The 15,633-nt window shown below is 69.4% G+C and carries 15 protein-coding genes; 7 read left to right on the top strand and 8 right to left on the bottom strand.

Annotation, left to right across the window (positions count from 1 at the left end):
• Nucleotides 1–116: 116 nt before the first annotated feature.
• Nucleotides 117–1,553: an oligosaccharide flippase family protein gene (locus JMJ56_RS15610; protein WP_202832672.1), complete on the top strand. Its 1,437-nt coding sequence runs from the start codon at nucleotides 117–119 to the stop codon at nucleotides 1,551–1,553.
• Between the two features lie 39 nt (nucleotides 1,554–1,592).
• On the opposite strand, the gene JMJ56_RS15605 is transcribed toward JMJ56_RS15610, so the two are convergent.
• Genes JMJ56_RS15605 through JMJ56_RS15595 form a run of 3 tightly spaced genes read right to left on the bottom strand, consistent with a single transcriptional unit; the run spans nucleotide 1,593 to nucleotide 3,664 of the window.
• On the bottom strand, nucleotides 1,593–1,874 hold the full coding sequence (locus tag JMJ56_RS15605; protein ID WP_202832671.1) for a hypothetical protein: 282 nt from the start codon (nucleotides 1,872–1,874) through the stop codon (nucleotides 1,593–1,595).
• Between the two features lie 39 nt (nucleotides 1,875–1,913).
• A complete protein-coding gene (locus tag JMJ56_RS15600; RefSeq protein WP_328702393.1) occupies nucleotides 1,914–2,795 on the bottom strand; it encodes a polyphosphate kinase 2 family protein in 882 nt (293 codons plus the stop codon).
• A 2-nt stretch (nucleotides 2,796–2,797) separates the two neighbouring features.
• Entirely contained in the window at nucleotides 2,798–3,664 is an 867-nt protein-coding gene (locus JMJ56_RS15595; protein ID WP_202832669.1) for an endonuclease/exonuclease/phosphatase family protein, read from the bottom strand.
• Nucleotides 3,665–3,708: 44 nt separating this feature from the next.
• On the opposite strand from JMJ56_RS15595, the gene JMJ56_RS15590 reads away from it, so the two are divergent.
• From JMJ56_RS15590 to JMJ56_RS15580, 3 genes are read left to right on the top strand one after another with little or no spacing between them, the layout of a single operon-like run.
• The gene (locus tag JMJ56_RS15590; protein WP_202832668.1) at nucleotides 3,709–4,284 is read left to right on the top strand and encodes a hypothetical protein; all 576 of its coding nucleotides are present in this window, start codon (nucleotides 3,709–3,711) and stop codon (nucleotides 4,282–4,284) included.
• 14 nt (nucleotides 4,285–4,298) lie between these two features.
• Nucleotides 4,299–5,081 carry an SDR family oxidoreductase gene (locus JMJ56_RS15585; protein WP_202832667.1) on the top strand — a complete coding sequence of 261 codons (783 nt, stop codon included), beginning with the start codon at nucleotides 4,299–4,301 and terminating at the stop codon, nucleotides 5,079–5,081.
• The gene (locus JMJ56_RS15580; protein ID WP_202832666.1) at nucleotides 5,078–5,527 is read left to right on the top strand and encodes a MaoC family dehydratase; all 450 of its coding nucleotides are present in this window, start codon (nucleotides 5,078–5,080) and stop codon (nucleotides 5,525–5,527) included. Before JMJ56_RS15585 ends, JMJ56_RS15580 begins: the two co-directional genes overlap by 4 nt.
• 100 nt (nucleotides 5,528–5,627) lie before the next feature.
• On the opposite strand, the gene rfaE1 is transcribed toward JMJ56_RS15580, so the two are convergent.
• Nucleotides 5,628–7,064, bottom strand: a complete 1,437-nt coding sequence (gene rfaE1 / locus JMJ56_RS15575; protein ID WP_202832665.1) for a D-glycero-beta-D-manno-heptose-7-phosphate kinase — start codon at nucleotides 7,062–7,064, stop codon at nucleotides 5,628–5,630.
• Nucleotides 7,065–7,158: 94 nt separating this feature from the next.
• Nucleotides 7,159–9,240, bottom strand: a complete 2,082-nt coding sequence (gene fusA / locus JMJ56_RS15570) for an elongation factor G (protein ID WP_202832664.1) — start codon at nucleotides 9,238–9,240, stop codon at nucleotides 7,159–7,161.
• A 220-nt stretch (nucleotides 9,241–9,460) separates the two neighbouring features.
• On the opposite strand from fusA, the gene JMJ56_RS15565 reads away from it, so the two are divergent.
• A complete protein-coding gene (locus tag JMJ56_RS15565; RefSeq protein WP_202832663.1) occupies nucleotides 9,461–11,158 on the top strand; it encodes a methyl-accepting chemotaxis protein in 1,698 nt (565 codons plus the stop codon).
• Nucleotides 11,159–11,209: 51 nt separating this feature from the next.
• On the opposite strand, the gene wrbA is transcribed toward JMJ56_RS15565, so the two are convergent.
• From wrbA to uraH, 3 genes are read right to left on the bottom strand one after another with little or no spacing between them, the layout of a single operon-like run.
• Entirely contained in the window at nucleotides 11,210–11,809 is a 600-nt protein-coding gene (gene wrbA, locus JMJ56_RS15560) for an NAD(P)H:quinone oxidoreductase (protein ID WP_202832662.1), read from the bottom strand.
• A 58-nt stretch (nucleotides 11,810–11,867) separates the two neighbouring features.
• Nucleotides 11,868–12,275: an ankyrin repeat domain-containing protein gene (locus JMJ56_RS15555; RefSeq protein ID WP_202832661.1), complete on the bottom strand. Its 408-nt coding sequence runs from the start codon at nucleotides 12,273–12,275 to the stop codon at nucleotides 11,868–11,870.
• Nucleotides 12,276–12,307: 32 nt separating this feature from the next.
• Complete coding sequence (gene uraH / locus JMJ56_RS15550; protein WP_202832660.1) at nucleotides 12,308–12,655, bottom strand: hydroxyisourate hydrolase; 348 nt, start codon at nucleotides 12,653–12,655, stop codon at nucleotides 12,308–12,310.
• Between the two features lie 97 nt (nucleotides 12,656–12,752).
• Between uraH and JMJ56_RS15545 the strand changes: the two genes are divergently transcribed.
• Both JMJ56_RS15545 and JMJ56_RS15540 read left to right on the top strand, forming a co-directional pair.
• Nucleotides 12,753–14,033, top strand: coding sequence for a M20 family metallo-hydrolase (locus tag JMJ56_RS15545; protein WP_202832659.1), 1,281 nt, complete (start codon nucleotides 12,753–12,755; stop codon nucleotides 14,031–14,033).
• A 365-nt stretch (nucleotides 14,034–14,398) separates the two neighbouring features.
• A complete protein-coding gene (locus JMJ56_RS15540; RefSeq protein ID WP_202832658.1) occupies nucleotides 14,399–15,343 on the top strand; it encodes an ATP-grasp fold amidoligase family protein in 945 nt (314 codons plus the stop codon).
• Nucleotides 15,344–15,633: the final 290 nt, after the last annotated feature.

Here is a 15,633-nt window from a genome sequence, read left to right as displayed (position 1 = left end):
CAACTCGTCTAATATACCATTAACATACATGAAATACCGAGGACGTGGATGGCGCAAGGCATGGTGCAGTTGAATCGCAGGGACACTGCTTCGCCTAAGTTGGGCATGGCTGGCCGATGATCGGCGCGTCACGGCGGATTCTACCAGCGTCCGGCTCCCCTGCCTGGGTGGCGGCGGAAACCCTCGCCTCGGCGGCCTTCTCGCTGGTCGGGCTGCTCTTCATCGCGCGGCTGATCGGGCCGGAGGCGGCAGGCATCGGCGCCATCGCGGCGAGCGCCTTCCTCACCATCGACTTCCCCATCGCCGCCCTCTTCGGCGACGCCCTGTTGCAACGGCGGAACCTCGAGGAGCGGCACCGCTCCTCTGCCCTCTGGGTGACGATCGGCGTGGCGCTGATCGCCGTGCTTGGCCTTGGCCTCGCGGCGCCGCTGATCGCGCGCGCCATCGGCGCCCCGATCCTCACCGACATGATCCATGTGCTGGCCCTGCTGTTGCCCTTCTCCGCCGCCTCCGGGCTGATGGCGGCGCTGGCGCTGCGGGCGCGGCACTACCGGCTGCTGGCGCAGCGGGTGCTGATCTGCCAACCCCTCTCGGTCGGGCTCGGGATGCTCGCCGCCACCGCCGGCTGGGGCCCCTGGGCGATGGTGGTGCAGCAGGCGGCGGCGACGTTCGGCGTCTTCCTCCTGCTCAGCCTGCTTTCCGGCTGGCGGCCACGGCTGATGCTGGACCGGGCGGCGATCAACGACCTCTGGCCGATCGCCGGGCCGCAGATCCTGGCGCTGCTGGTCCTGAACGGGCGCTACCGGATCTTCATCCTCGTCCTCGGCACCATGGTGGCGGAGACGGTGGTGGCGGTGACGCATATCGCCTTCCGCCTGCTCGATGTCTCCATGTCGGTGGTGAGCGGCGCTTCCGCCCGCCTCGCCATGCCGCGCCTCTCCGCCCTCCAGCATGACCGGGACGCCATGGCGCAATGCTACGGTGACCTGGCGCAGCTCCAGGCGCTGATCGGCCTGCCCATCGCGGTCGGCCTCGCCATCACCGCGCCGCAGCTCGTCACCCTGTTGATGGGCGGCCCCTGGGTTGCGGCCGCCGAACCCGCCCGGCTGGTGGCGCTGGCGGCGATACCGGCCTTCCTGATCGGTCCTGCGCCGGCGCTCTGGCTGGCGCTCGGACGGACGCGGATGAACCTCATCACCCAGCTCATCGCCTTCGCCGTGCCGCTGCTGGCGCTGCTGGCGATACGCCCGGCCGATGCCGCCGGGGCAGCCGTCTGCTGGGTGGGCGGGACGCTCGCCGTCGTGCCCTTGCAGCTGACCCTCGGCCTCCGCGCCCTGGAGCGGCCGCTGCGCTGGCTCTGCGCCCAGCTGGTGGTCCCGGTGGTGGCGACGCTCGCCATGGCGGCGGTCGCGCTGCTGATCGCGCAGCATGTGCAGGGCAAGCCAGCGCTGATGGCGATCTCCATGATCGGCGGCTGCGGCGCCACGACCTATGTGGCGATGCTGGCGCTGCTGCTCGGCGGCCGCTGGCCGCGGGCGCTCAGGGAGGCATAGCGGGCGCGGCGGCCGGGCGCCGAGCCGGCCATCCACCGCTCAGATGAACTGGCCGCGGAGGAAGCCCAGCGCGGGGAGGGGGGTCCACTTCCGTGGCAGCTCGGCCCGGGTGATGGGCGCCACGCTGTAATGCGGCACCGGCTGGCGGCTGCGGCGGAGGAAGTCCTCATAGGCCCGCACCTGCTGCGCCCGCCAGTCGCGGTCCGCGAGTGCCGCGGCGCGGCTCCGATAGACATCGGCCACGCGGTTGATGCGCCCGACCGTGGCGTAGACGGCCCAGAGACGATCATCGTCACGGCCGACGGGAAAAAGGTCCCTCACGCCTTATACGTCGCAACCCGCGTGGCGCCGGTCAAGGGTTCAGCCCAATTCGCGCCGCCCTTCCTCGAGTTGTGCCCGCTCCGCCGCCGTCACCACCGGGTAGTGCAGGTCGAGCGATTCGAGGGTCTGCGCCAGCGCCTCCGCCACCACCAGCCGCGTGAACCACTTGTGGTCGGCGGGGGCGACGTACCAGGGCGCGGCCGGCGTCGCGGTCGCCCGGATCGCCTTCTCATAGGCCTCCTGATAGGCGTCCCAATGCCGCCGCTCGGCGATGTCGCCCATCTCGAATTTCCAGTTCTTCTCCGGCTCGTCGATCCGCTTGAGGAAGCGCCGGCGCTGCTCCTCCTTGCCGAGATGCAGGAAGAACTTCACCACCACCACGCCCTGCCGGCCGAGATAGCCCTCGAAGGCGGCGATGTCGGCCAGCCGCTCCTCCCAGATGCGCTTGGTGCGCAGCGCGGCGGGCAGCTTCTGCCGGTCCAGCACCTGGGCATGGACGCGGGCGATCAGCACCTCCTCATACCAGGAGCGGTTGTGGATGCCGATCTGCCCCCGCGCAGGCAGCGCAATCACATGCCGCCAGAGGAAGTCGTGGTCGAGCTCCACCGGCCCCGGCGCCTTGAAGCTGGTGGCATGGCAGCCCTGCGGATTGACGCCGGTGAAGACGTGCTTGACGGCGCCGTCCTTCCCCGCCGCGTCCATTGCCTGGAAAAGGCAGAGCACCGCCCAGCGATCCTGCGCATAGAGCTTGTCCTGCAGCCCGGCGAGGCGTTCCACGCCCTCCTGCAACAGCCGGGCGGCCTCCTCCTTCTTCAGGTCGAGGCCTGCGGTATCGCCGGTTTCCCAGTCCGTCAGACGGAAGCCCTTGCCCTGCTCCACCCGGTAGCGTTCGACCAGCTTGCGGCGCTGCTTGATGTCCATCGTCATTCTCCTCGGGGCAGGCGCAGGCGGATGCTGAGCGGACAATGGTCGGAGAGCCGCTCGCGCCAGTCCCGCCCCTGCTCGGCATAGACAAGGACGCGCAGGCTGTCCGGCACCAGCCAGTCGCGCGCCCGGCCACCCAGCAGGATATGGTCGATGAAGGCCCGCCCGCCACGCGGCCCCGCCCAGCAGGGGTTGGAGACGCCCTCCGTCACCCGCGTGAGCGGGGCGGCCGCGCTGAGCCGGCCCCAGAGCGGCTCGTCCGGCCGTTCGAAGGCGCGGTTGAAGTCGCCGAGCAGGGCGAAGGCTACGCCCTCCCGCCGCCGCGCCGCGATCCAGCCGGCGAGAACCTCGCCCTGGCGCGCGAGCTGCTCGCAATCCCGGTCCTCCCGCTCCAGCCGCCCGCTGCTGCACCCGCTCTTCAGGTGCAGCGAGAGCAGCCGCAGCCGCGCCCCGCCCGCCTCCACGGTGACATCCGCACCACGCCGGAGCGAGCGCTGGGCCTCCGGGTTGAGGTCGAGCGCCTCGAGATCGGGGTTGCGGATGACGCGCAACCCGCGCCGGATGGCGAAGCCGGAGCGCTGCAGGTCGTCTTCCTCTGGGAAGTAGAAGGCATAGGCCCGCGGGTCGAGCACCTGCGCCGCCGCCTCCGGCTCGTCCACCTCCTGCAGGGCGACGATATCGGCATCCAGCCGCCGCGCATACTCGGCCAGCCGGGTGACGTCGCCACTCTCCCGCGGCGCCCTGTCCCGCGGCAGCAGCGCCGTGCGGCTGGTGAGCCAGGCGATGTTCCAGCTCGCCAGCTTCAGCTCCGCCCCCAAGGCGAAGCCGGGGGCGAGGAGGAGCAGGGCAAGAATCAGGATGCGCATGGAGGGAGCTTGCCGGGCCGCCGCCGGGGTGCCTAGCCTCCTGCATGGCCCGCCCGCTCGTCGCCCTCGTCCTGTTGATCGCGCTCCCCGCCGCTGCCCAGGGCCCGAAGGATGCGGCGACGCCGCTGCAGCGCATCGCAACGCTGCCCGCCGAGGCCGCCGGCTGGCGCCGCGGCAGTGTCACCGATTTCGAGGCGAGGCCGAACGGGGCCGGGCTCGGCGCCGCCGCCGAGTACCGCCCCTCGCCCGGCGGCCCCGGCGTCGCCACCCTCTACCTCTACGACCGCAGCCTCCCGGGCGGCGCGACCGCCGAGAGCCTGGCCGCCGAGTTCACCCAGGCGGTGCGCGAGGTCGAGATGCTCGGCCCCATGCGCCGCTACCGCATCGAGGCGCGCCAGCCCGGCCCGGTCATCACCCTGCCGTCCGGCGCCGAGGCGATGCGCTGCGAGGAATTCAGCCTCGCCTTCGACGGCGGCAGCCGGTCGGACAGCTATCTCTGCCTCGGCCTCTCGCGCCGTGCCTTCGTGAAGCTGCGGGTGAGCCTCCCGTCCGGCGTGCCGGCGGTGGAGGCACAGCAGCTCCAGATGCTCGGCGGCGAGTTGGCCGCGGCTATTCGATGAGGGAAGGAAACAGGATGCAGGACAACACGGCGCCGCTCACGGTGCGGCTCGACGGATTGCGCGTGGCGATCAGCGCCGGCGCGGGCGGCATCGGCCGCGCCATGGCCGACGGCTTCGCCAGCTGCGGCGCGAAGGTCTTCCTCTGCGATGTGGACCGGGAGGCGCTGGCTGCTTCACCCCATCCCTCGATGCTCGCCGATATGGAGAGCGTCGAGGGCTGTGAGGGCTTCGTCGATGCCGCCATCGCCCATCTCGGCGGGCTTGACGTGCTGGTGAACAATGCCGGCATCGCCGGCCCCACCGCCCGCGTCGAGGACGTGACGCCCGAGGCGCTGAGCCGCACGCTGAAGATCGACCTCGAGGCCATGTTCCACTGCGCCCGCCGCGCGGTGCCGGCGCTGCGCGCCTCGGGCGGGGGCTCCATCGTCAACCTCTCCTCGGCCGCCGGGCGCTTTGGATTCCCCCTCCGCAGCCCCTATGCCGCGGCGAAGTGGGGCGTCGTCGGCTTCACCAAGTCCCTCGCCATCGAGCTTGGGCCGGAGCGAATCCGGGTGAACGCCATCCTCCCAGGCCTCGTCGCCGGCGACCGCATCCGCCGCGTCATCGAGGCCAAGGCTCAGGCGAACGGCCGCAGCTTCACCGAGCAGGAGGCGGAGGCGCTGCGCGCCGTCTCGCTCCGCTGCTACGTCACGCCGCAGGACATCGCCAACATGGCGCTCTACCTCTGCTCGCCCTTCGGCGCGACGATCAGCGGCCAGTCGCTCTCGGTCGACGGCGACATGCAGGTGCTGGCGTGAGCCTCGCACCCATTGCCTCCTTCGACGAGCTTTCGGTCGGCCAGCGCTTCGACTTCGGGACGCTGGAGATGACGCGCGACGAAATTCTCGATTTCGGCCGCCGCTTCGACCCGCAGCCCTTCCATGTAGACGAGGCGGCAGCGGCGGAGGGACCCTTCGGCGGCCTCATCGCCTCCGGCCTGCACACCCTCTCGGCCGCCTTCGCCACCATGATCCGCACCGGCGTACTGGCGAAGGTCTCGCTGGGCGGGGCAGGGATGGAGATCGCATGGCCGGCCCCGGTACGGCCCGGCGACGTGCTGCACGTCACCGGCGTGGTGGAGGAGCTGACCCCGAGCCGCAGCAAGCCGGACCGCGGCGTCGCCAAGCTGCGCTTCACCGCGCAGCGCGTCGCGGACGGGGCGAAGGTGCTGGACGTGCTGGGGACGGTGTTCCTGAAGCGCTAGAGCGGTTCCCGTTCGCACAGGCTCACGGACGCCGCTCTAGCTTGTTGTTCTGGCGAACAAATCACTGCGATCAGGTGATTCCATCTGATCGGGGTCTACTCTAGGATTTGGCCCGCGCGATGATCCCCGTCGTTGAGCGCCCCGGCAGCAGGTCGAGCAACACCACCTGGCCGCCTGCCGCCTCGACCTCGGCCGCGCCGGCCACCGTCTCCTTCGTGTAGTCGCCACCCTTCATCAGCACATCCGGCAGCAGCAGCCGGATCAGCTCGATCGGCGTATCCTCCTCGAAGGCGAGCACCGCATCGACCGAGGCGAGGCCCGCCACCACCGCCGCGCGGTCGGCCAGCGGATTGACCGGCCGCGTCGCCCCCTTGAGCCGCCGGACGCTCGCATCCGCATTGAGCGCCACCACCAGCCGGTCGCAGCGCCGCCGCGCCGCCCGCAGCGAGGCCACGTGCCCGGCATGCAGGATGTCGAAGACGCCGTTGGTGAAGCCGACCCGCAGCCCATGCGCCCGCCATTCGGCGACCAGCCGCCGCGCCGCCTCCCGGTCGAGCAGCGCACCCTCGTCCGGTGCGGAGCCGCTCTCGGCCCGCAGCGCATGCGTGAGCTCGTCGACGCCAACCGTCGCCGTGCCGAGCTTGCCGACGACGATGCCGGCCGCCGCATTGGCGATGCGCATCGCCTCCTCCAGCGGCTGGCCGGAAGCATGGACCAGGGCGAGGGTTGCGATCACCGTGTCCCCGGCACCCGAGACGTCGAAGACCTCCCGCGCCAGGGCCGGCACGCTCGTCGCCCCGGCGCCGGCGCGGACCAGCACCATGCCATGCCCGGCCCGCGTACAGAGCAGCGCGGCGAGCCCCGCCTCCGCCATCACCCACTCGGCGGCCGCCGCCACCTCCGCCCCGGTGCCGACCGGCATGCGCGTCGCCCGCGCCAGCTCCCGCGCATTCGGCTTCACGCAATCGGCGCCGCGATAGATGCGGAAATCCTCGCTCTTCGGATCGACCAGCACGGGGATGCCCTGGGTCCGCGCCGCCGCGATCGCCTCGGCGATCACCGGCGGCGACAGCACGCCCTTGGCATAGTCGGAGAGGATCATCGCCTGGCAGCCGGGCAGGGCGGCCCGCACCGCCGCCAGCATCGCCTCGGCCTCCGCCGGCTCGGCCGGGCTGGTGGCCTCGTCGTCGACGCGGACCACCTGCTGGGTACCGGCAATAATGCGCATCTTGCAGATGGTCGGCCGCCCGGCGCTCTCCACCATCCGGTCCTCGATCCCCGGATCGGCGCCTAGCAGGGCGCGGAACTCCGCCGCTGCCGCATCCCGGCCCAGCAGCCCGACAAGCACCGCCCTTCCGCCGAGCGCGGTGATGTTGCGCGCGACGTTGCCGGCACCGCCCGGCATCGCCATCAGCCGGCGCTGGCGCAGCACCGGCACCGGCGCCTCGGGCGAGATGCGCTCCACCTCGCCATAGAGGAAGCGGTCGAGCATGGCATCGCCGAGGACGAGGATGCGGAGGGCGCTGAAGTCGAGCATGGCAGGGGCATAATCCCCTGCCGCGCTTAAGAAAAGCAAACGGCGCGGGGGTTGCCCCCCGCGCCGCCGGCCTGCCGGACCCTGTGGAGTGGAATCAGGCGCTGTTCTTCATGATCTCGTCCGCCACGTTGCGCGGCACGGGATCGTAGTGGTGGAACTGCATCGAGAAGGACGCACGCCCCTTGGTCATGCCCCGCAGGTTGGAGATGTAGCCGAACATCTCCTTCAGCGGCACATGCGCGCGCACGATGACCGAGGTGCCGGCCATGTCCTGGCTCTGGATCACGCCACGGCGGCGGTTGAGGTCGCCCACCACGTCGCCGACATGATCCTGCGGGGTGGTGACCTCCACGTCCATGATCGGCTCGAGGATGACCGGGCCGGCCTTCTTCATGCCCTCGCGGAAGCAGGCCTTGGCGGCGATCTCGAAGGCGAGCGCCGAGGAGTCGACGTCGTGGTACTTGCCGTCCACCAGGCTGTACTTGAAGTCGACGGTCGGGAAACCCGCGAGCACGCCGGTATCGGCCTGCACCTTGATGCCCTTGTCGACCGCCGGGATGTACTCCTTCGGCACCGCGCCGCCGACCACCGAGTTCGAGAACTCGATGCCGGTGTTCCGCTCCTTCGGCTCGAAGGTGATCTTCACCTCGGCGTACTGGCCCGAGCCGCCCGACTGCTTCTTGTGGGTGTAGGTCTCGGTGTGGCTCTTGGTGATCGTCTCGCGATAGGCCACCTGCGGCGCGCCGATATGGGCGTCGACGCCGTACTCACGGCGCAGCCGGTCGATGATGATCTCGAGATGCAGCTCGCCCATGCCGGAGAGGATGGTCTGGCCCGTCTCCTGGTCGGTCTTGAGGCGCAGCGAGGGGTCCTCGCCGGCCAGCTTCTGCAGGCCGAGCGTCATCTTCTCGACGCCTTCCTTCGTCTTCGGCTCGACCGAGATGTCGATGACCGGGATCGGGAAGGCCATGCGCTCCAGCACCACCGGGTCCGCCTGGTCGGCCAGCGTGTCACCCGTGCCGGTGTCCTTCAGCCCGACGAAGGCGGCGATGTCGCCGGCGGTGACCTCCTTGATTTCCTCGCGCTTGTCGGCATGCATCTGGAACATGCGGCCGATACGCTCGCGGTGGCCCTTGGTCGTGTTCATGACCATGTCGCCCTGCTTCAGCACGCCGGCATAGACGCGCACGAAGGTCAGGTTGCCGTACTTGTCGTTGATGATCTTGAAGGCGAGGCCGGCGAAGGGCAGCGTCTCGTCGGCCGGGATGATGCGGCGGTCGGCGGTCTCGTCCTCGCCTTCCTCGGCGGCGACCTTGATGCCGGGGATGTCGATCGGGCTCGGCAGGTAGTCGAGCACGCCGTCCAGCAGCGGCTGCACGCCCTTGTTCTTGAAGGCGGTGCCGCACATCACCGGGCGGAAGGTACCGTCGATGGTGCCGCGCTTGATGGCGCGCTTCAGCGTCTCGACCGAGACGTCGCCCTTGTCGAAATACTCCTCCATGCCGGCGTCGTCGACGCTCAGCGCGGTATCGAGCAGGAGCTGGCGGTACTCGGCCGCCTTCTCCTTCAGATCCTCCGGGATCTCCTCATAGTGGTAGGCGGCGCCGAGCTCGTCGCCTTCCCAGATGATCGCCTTCATCTCGACCAGGTCGACGACGCCCTTGAAGGTGTCCTCGATGCCGATCGGCAGCTGCAGCGCGATCCAGGTGATGCCGAGCTTCTCGGTCAGCGTCGCCGCGGCGCGGTAGAAGTCGGCGCCGGTGCGGTCGAGCTTGTTGATGAAGATCAGCCGGGGGACGTTGTAGCGGTCAGCCAGGCGCCAGTTGGTCTCGGACTGCGGCTGCACGCCGGCCACGCCCTCGATGATGAACACGGCGCCGTCGAGCACGCGCAGGCTGCGGTTCACCTCGATGTTGAAATCGATGTGGCCGGGCGTGTCGATGATGTTGATCCGGTGGTCCTTCCACACGGCGGTCACGGCGGCCGAGGTGATGGTGATCCCCCGCTCGCGCTCCTGCTCCATGTAGTCGGTCGTGGTGTTGCCGTCATGGACCTCGCCGATCCGATGCGACTTGCCGGTGTAGTAGAGGATCCGCTCGGTCGTCGTGGTCTTGCCCGCGTCGATATGCGCGGTGATCCCGATGTTGCGGATACGGTCGAGCGGGGTGCGTGCCACGATGGGCCTCCATAGGCAAAAGCGGGCCCGGCCGCGGATCGCTTTCCGCACCGCCCGCCGAGATCTCACTCAATCGGTCTGGTATCGCGGGGGAGATGCCCCCTCCAGCCCGGTTTTGCAAGCGGGTTTCGCGCAAGGCGCCATTAACCGGATGACAATCACAAAGGCGTTATGAAACCTGATCGGTTCGAATTCCCGGGCCGCAGCATCGGATACCGTCATGCTGAACGCCTTCCGTCATGCCCGCTTATCCTTCAAGGTCATGCTACCCTTGGCCGTGATGGCCCTGGTGGCGCTCGGAGCCGGCGGCTTCGTCAGCCGCTCCCTGGTCACGCTCGATGCTGCCTATGCCAGCCTGCTCGCACGGGACAGCCAGGGCGCAACCCATGCCACCCGGGTCAACGTCACGATCGTCGACATGCCCCGTGCGCTCTGGCGGGCCTTCGCGGTGCCTGAAGCGGCGAATATCGCCCAGTCAGCGAAGGACCTGGAGGCCATCGGGCCGACCTTCGCGGAGCGTGCCGCGGCGCTCCGGGCGGCCGTGGAGGGAACGCCGCATGCCGCGACCCTCACTGGCATCGAGCGCGAGTTCGAGGCTCTGCGCGCAACCGGGCTGCGTGGCATCGCCATGCTGCAAGCAGGGCGCAGCGCCGAGGCGATGGCTCTGCTGCGGGCGGAGTTCTTCACTCAGATCACTCAACTGCGCGAAACGAGCAGGGAGATGACGACGGCCCTGCTCGCCTCGGCCACCGCGAAGTCCGCGGCGCTGACCAGGGACGCCCAGTCCATCGTCTGGACCGCCGTCACGGTCCTCGGTGCCGGCATCCTGCTCAGCCTCGGGCTCGGCCTCTGGATGGCCCGCCTCACCGTGATCCGGCCCTTCGGCCGCCTGCAGGGCGCCATGCAGCGGCTCGCCGGCGGCGACCTCGCCGCCCCGATCGGCGATGCCGACCGCCACGACGAGATCGGCAGCATGGCCCGCGCCCTCCAGGGCTTCGCCACCAGCCTGCAGGAGGCCGAAACACTCCGCGCCGGACAGGAGGCAGCCAAGCAGCGGGCCGAGGAGGAACGCAAGGCCGGCCTCGTCAGCCTCGCCTCCGGCCTCGAGGCCAGCATCGGCGGCGTCACCGAGCACATCGCCTCTGCGGCGGCCGAGCTCAACGCCGCCGCGACCTCCATGGTCGCCATCGCCGACGGCACCAGCGAGCGGGCCGGCACGGTCAGCGGCGCCACGCAGGAGGCGAGCGGCAACGTCAACACGGTCGCCGCGGCGACCGAGGAACTGGCGGCCTCGGTCGCCGAGATCAGCCGGCAGGTCGCCGAAAGCGCGCGCATGGCGGCCAGCGCCGCCGATCAGGCCAACCGCACCAATGCGACGGTCGCCAACCTGAACGAAGCCGCGGCAAGGATCAGCGAGGTGACCCGGCTTATCGACAGCATCGCCGGCCAGACCAACCTCTTGGCGCTGAACGCAACGATCGAGGCGGCGCGAGCCGGCGAGGCCGGCAAGGGCTTTGCCGTGGTGGCGAGCGAGGTCAAGGCGCTGGCCAACCAGACAGCCCAAGCCACCGGGAACATCGCCGCCCAGATCCAGTCGATGCAGGCCGCCACCCGCCAGGCGACCACCGATATCGGCGTGATCCGCGACAGCATCGGCGCCATCAACGAGGTCACCGCGGCCATCGCCGCAGCGGTGGAGGAGCAGGGCGCGGCAACGCGGGACATCGCCCAGAACGTGCAGCAGGCGGCGGCCGGCACCGCGGCCATCGCCGGGGCCATCGACGGCGTCACCGCCGCAGCCGGCGAGACCGGCGGCGCCGCCAGCCAGGTGCAGGCAACCTCCGCCACCCTGGCCGAACAGGCGGAAGCCCTCAGACGCGCCCTGGGCGACACGCTTGGGCAGCTTCGCGCCGCCTGATGTCGAAGTCGCAACCCGGCTGGATGCGATCATCCGGCCGGGGGTGCCGCTTCAGCCGAACAGCTTGGCTGTGATCTCCGCCACGTGCCGGCCCTGGAAGCTCGCCATCTCCAGCTCGTTGGCGCTCGGCTGCCGCTCGCCCTTGCCGCCGGCGATGGTCGTCGCGCCATAGGGGCTGCCGCCGCTGACCTCGTCGAGCCGCGTCAGCCCGGGCGCCGAATAGGGCAGGCCGACGACGACCATGCCGTGGTGCAGGACCATGGTGTGCATCGCCATCAGCGTCGTCTCCTGCCCGCCATGCTGGCTGGCGGTGGAGGTGAAGCCGCTGGCGACCTTGCCGATGAGCGCCCCGCGTGCCCAAAGCCCGCCCGTCTGATCCCAGAACTGCGCCATCTGCGCCGCCATCCGCCCATACCGGGTTGGGCAGCCGAGGATGATGGCATCGTACTGGTCCAGCTCCTGTGGCGAGGCCTCGGGCGCCGCCTGGTCGAGCTTGGCGCCCGCTTTCTCCAGCACCTCTCGCGGCGCCAGCTCCGGCACCCGCTTGACCGTCACCGTGGCCCCGGCGCCGCGGGCGCCCTCGGCCACGGCGCCTGCCATCGTCTCCACATGGCCATACATCGAGTAATACAGCACGAGGATGCGCGCCATCGGTCCCACTCCGGTTGTTGCGATACCTGCGCTACGCAGCAACCGGGCGAGCGTTCCGCTACCAGATCAGGCGTTCCGTTTCCGCATCGGTATAGAGGCGCCGGGCGAGGTCGGCATGGCCGGCCTCCGTCGCGTAATCCGCGGCGCTCCGCCCCTCGCGGTCGCGCAGCGCCGGGTCGGCCCCGAATTCCAGCAGCAGCGCGATCGCTTCCTGCCGCCCCGCCGCGGCCGCCTGCATCAGCGCCGTCGGTGCCTCGCGCGGGTCGCCCTCCGGCTCGCCCTGGCCGCCACGCTCCAGCAGCAGCCGCAGCACGGTGAGATGGCCGAGCCGGGCCGCCAGCGCCACTGGATCATCCGCATGCCCGCCACGCGGCGCGGCCAAGCCAGGCGCCGCATCGAGCAGCCCGCCGACCGCCACCGCATCGCCCCGGCCGACCGCCGCGAGCAATTCCTCCCGCTCCGTCATGCCTGCCTCCCTCGCCGAAGCAGGCGGAACGCTCAGGACCCCCGGTAGGTTGTGTAGCCGAAGGGCGAGCAGAGCAGCGGCACATGGTAATGCCCCTGGCCCGCCTCGAGCCGCACCCGCACCGGCACCACATCATAGAAGGCGGCGCCTGGCCCTCGCCCGGCGAAATAGGCGCCGATGCCGAAGCGCAGCTCATGCAGCCCCGCGACGAACCCCGCCCCCTCCGGGTAGAAGGCATCCCGATTCCGCCCATCCACCGTCGTCACCGTGCGGGCGACGAGCACCGGCGCCGGCTCCAGCCGCCACAGCTCCACCGCGATGCCGGCCCCTGGCACCCCTTCCGCCGTGTTCAGCACATGCGTGCTGAGATACCCCGCCATCGCCCATCCCCCGTCGTTGCGGAGCGCGGTCTAGCACGGCTTGACGCCACCCCGCCGCCTGCGGTTTGTCCCCTGCCAAGGGAGAAGGGGTGGGACGATGAGCGGAACGGTCGCGCCGAATCTGGTCGCCGCGGTGAGCGAGCAGCGCCAATGGGACCGGTTGATGCAGATGGCCCGCCTCGGCGCCATCACCGGCGCCGACGGCTCCCCCGGCGTCAACCGCCCCTGCCTCTCGCCCCTCGACCGTGAGGCCCGCCGCCTGCTGATCGGCTGGGGCAGGGCAATCGGCCTTGCCCCCTCCATCGACGCGCTCGGCAACCTCTTCCTCCGCCTCGAAGGGCGGGAGCCCGGCCTCGCCCCCGTGTTGACCGGCAGCCATATGGACAGCCAGCCGGCGGGCGGCCGGTTCGACGGCATTTGGGGCGTCCTCGCGGGGCTGGAGGCGATCCAGGCGCTGCGCGAGAGCGGCATCACCCCCCGCCGCCCGGTCGAGCTGGTCGCCTGGACCAATGAGGAGGGCGGCCGCTTCGCCCCCGGCTGCATGGGCAGCATGGCCTATGCCGGCCACAGCGCGCCCGGCACCTGGGACGCGGTGGAGGATGGCGAGGGCATCCGCTTCGGCGATGCGCTCCGCGAGCAGCTCACGCTCGAGGCCGACCTGCCGCGCCGCCCGCTCGGCGTGGTCGAGGGCCCGGCGCCGCACGCCTATGTCGAGGCGCATATCGAGCAGGGGCCGCGGCTGGAGACGGAGGGCTTCGACATCGGCGTCGTCACCGGCATCCAAGGCAGCCGGTGGTTCCTGGTGGAGCTGCGCGGCGAGAGCGCCCATGCCGGAACCGCGCCGCTGTCCACGCGGCGGGATGCGGTGCAGGACATGCTGCGCGCCATCACCGCCCTGAACGCGCTGATGGACGACCCGACCGATGTGCTGCGCTTCACCGTGGCGCGGATCGAGGTCCACCCCAACAGCTCCAACAGCGTGGCGGAGCGGGTGCGCTTCACCATCGACTTCCGCCATCCCTCGGCCGCCGTGCTGGCGGCCCGCGGCGACGCCATCGAGCCCACCATCCGCGCCGCCGTCCAGTGCTGCGAGGTGACGGTGACGGAGCGCTTCCACGCCCTGCCGGTGGAGTTCGCTCCCATGGTGACGGAGGCTGTGTCGCGCGGTGCCGCGGCGCAGGGGCTGCGCGCGCTGCAGATGCCCTCGGGCGCATTTCACGACGCGCAGTTCATGGTGCCGCTTTGCCCGAGCGGGATGATCTTCGTCCCGAGCCGCAAGGGGATCAGCCACAACCCGGCCGAATATTCCTCGCCGGCCCAGCTGGCGGCGGGGGCCCGGGTGCTGGCGCAGGTGCTTCACGAGGTAGCGGAGGGGTAGGGGGGCAGGTAACCCAGTTCAGTGTAATAAAATTCTACTAAATTATAGTAAAACCGGCCAAGCCCAAATGAATATTTCGGGTTAATACCTGTCGCAACCATCATACATAGCGGCAAATCAATGCAAGGAAAAAATACGGAGGATTAATTTCTGGGGGTCAGGACCGGTTGGCTGGTTCCCTGCTTCATTATCATGAGTATGACTTCTGCGCTGCGTATCTCGTCGGTTATCGGCTCATCCTCTGTCCCGCCGCCAGCACTACCCAACACATTACTAAAGATGCCGTCGCACAACAAAGTGAGCGATGGTGTTGCATAGATGAACTGCACGTTAGGAAGCCGAGTGAGCCTACGAGAGATCCGACAATGTCCGATACCACACATCCCGCCGAACCAAAGTCATCTCCGCTGCGGAATGTAGTACGGCATGCTGCCCAGTATGTACCGGCCTTAGATGCGATTTTGCGGGAGCGACATCTTCGCTACCGCATGCGTGCCGCTTTGGGATATGACCCCAATCTTTCTCAACCAGCGACTTTCAACGAAAAGCTTGGTTGGCGGATACTCCACGATAGGAATCCGCTGCTGGCGCTGACGACGGACAAGATCAATGCCCGCGGCTACGTCGCGGATCGCGTCGGAAATGACGTGCTCGTGCCACTGCTCGGCATCTGGAGCCGCGCAGAGGACATCGAGTGGGAGAAATTGCCCAACCGTTTCGTGCTCAAGGGCAGCCACGGCTGGAACATGAACCTGCTCGTCCATGACCGCACGGTGCTCGACATCCCCACCGCCGTCTCCCAAGCGAATGGCTGGCTGCGTCGCAATCATTATGAGACCGCCGGGGAATGGGCCTACCGTGATCTCACGCCGCGCCTCCTCGCTGAGGAGATGTTGCTGGACGCGGATGGCGGCATCCCAGCCGACCTGAAATTTTACGTCTTCCATGGGCGCGTCAGGCTGTTGCGTGTCCATATCGGGCGACATGGCCATCATCGGGCCAACAGCTATAACGAACGGCTCGAGCCGTGGTCGGTCCGGCAGGCGCACGAACCCGATCCCAGCTATGTACTCCCCCCGGAAACACAAGACGCCCTGCGTCTGGCGGAGCGGATCGGCGAGGAGTTCGACTTTGCGCGCGTCGATCTGTACTGCGTGGGTGGCCGGGTGTTTTTCGGCGAGATCACCCATTATGACGGCAACGCGTGTTCGCCCTTCAGCCCCGCCGGCTTAGACCGGGTGATAGGCGACTACTGGACCCTGCCATCCAGCCATCGCAGCGCCTCCTCAACGGCCATCGTCCCACGCTGAACTACGATCTGGCTGATAAACCTGGGCGGGTTCTTCCGACGGAAATCCCGCCCTCACGGGCGCCCGCGAGATACGGTCCCCAACCATCCCAAGCTTGCGCAGAGGTTCATCGCTGGCACCTGCCGAAGCGAGACACAGTTCGTCAAACCCCGCTACAACGGTAGAGGCGGCGAGCGGACGGCGGTCACCATGAACACCGATGCCCGCTTGGCCTTGGCGACGATCAATCAGGCCATCGCTGTCTTCGTCCTTGCCGCCGCTACCGTCCCGCGCCCGGCCGCCCAACGAAG

The sequence above is a fragment of the Belnapia arida genome (genome assembly GCF_016773205.1).
In the GTDB taxonomy this organism is placed as follows: Bacteria; Pseudomonadota; Alphaproteobacteria; order Acetobacterales; family Acetobacteraceae; genus Belnapia; species Belnapia arida.
The sequence above is the reverse complement of the archived record's forward strand: the minus strand, read 5'-3'. Positions and strand labels throughout refer to the sequence as shown.

Excerpts from the sequence above, each read along its gene's own strand:
- JMJ56_RS15595 (WP_202832669.1), bottom strand. The coding sequence starts at position 3,664 with ATGCGCATCCTGATTCTTGCCCTGCTCCTCCTCGCCCCCGGCTTCGCC.
- wrbA (WP_202832662.1), bottom strand. The coding sequence starts at position 11,809 with ATGGCGCGCATCCTCGTGCTGTATTACTCGATGTATGGCCATGTGGAG.
- JMJ56_RS15610 (WP_202832672.1), top strand. The coding sequence starts at position 117 with ATGATCGGCGCGTCACGGCGGATTCTACCAGCGTCCGGCTCCCCTGCC.
- JMJ56_RS15600 (WP_328702393.1), bottom strand. The coding sequence starts at position 2,795 with ATGGACATCAAGCAGCGCCGCAAGCTGGTCGAACGCTACCGGGTGGAG.
- uraH (WP_202832660.1), bottom strand. The coding sequence starts at position 12,655 with ATGGCGGGGTATCTCAGCACGCATGTGCTGAACACGGCGGAAGGGGTG.
- JMJ56_RS15585 (WP_202832667.1), top strand. The coding sequence starts at position 4,299 with ATGCAGGACAACACGGCGCCGCTCACGGTGCGGCTCGACGGATTGCGC.
- JMJ56_RS15565 (WP_202832663.1), top strand. The coding sequence starts at position 9,461 with ATGCTGAACGCCTTCCGTCATGCCCGCTTATCCTTCAAGGTCATGCTA.
- rfaE1 (WP_202832665.1), bottom strand. The coding sequence starts at position 7,064 with ATGCTCGACTTCAGCGCCCTCCGCATCCTCGTCCTCGGCGATGCCATG.
- JMJ56_RS15545 (WP_202832659.1), top strand. The coding sequence starts at position 12,753 with ATGAGCGGAACGGTCGCGCCGAATCTGGTCGCCGCGGTGAGCGAGCAG.
- JMJ56_RS15540 (WP_202832658.1), top strand. The coding sequence starts at position 14,399 with ATGTCCGATACCACACATCCCGCCGAACCAAAGTCATCTCCGCTGCGG.
- JMJ56_RS15555 (WP_202832661.1), bottom strand. The coding sequence starts at position 12,275 with ATGACGGAGCGGGAGGAATTGCTCGCGGCGGTCGGCCGGGGCGATGCG.
- JMJ56_RS15590 (WP_202832668.1), top strand. The coding sequence starts at position 3,709 with ATGGCCCGCCCGCTCGTCGCCCTCGTCCTGTTGATCGCGCTCCCCGCC.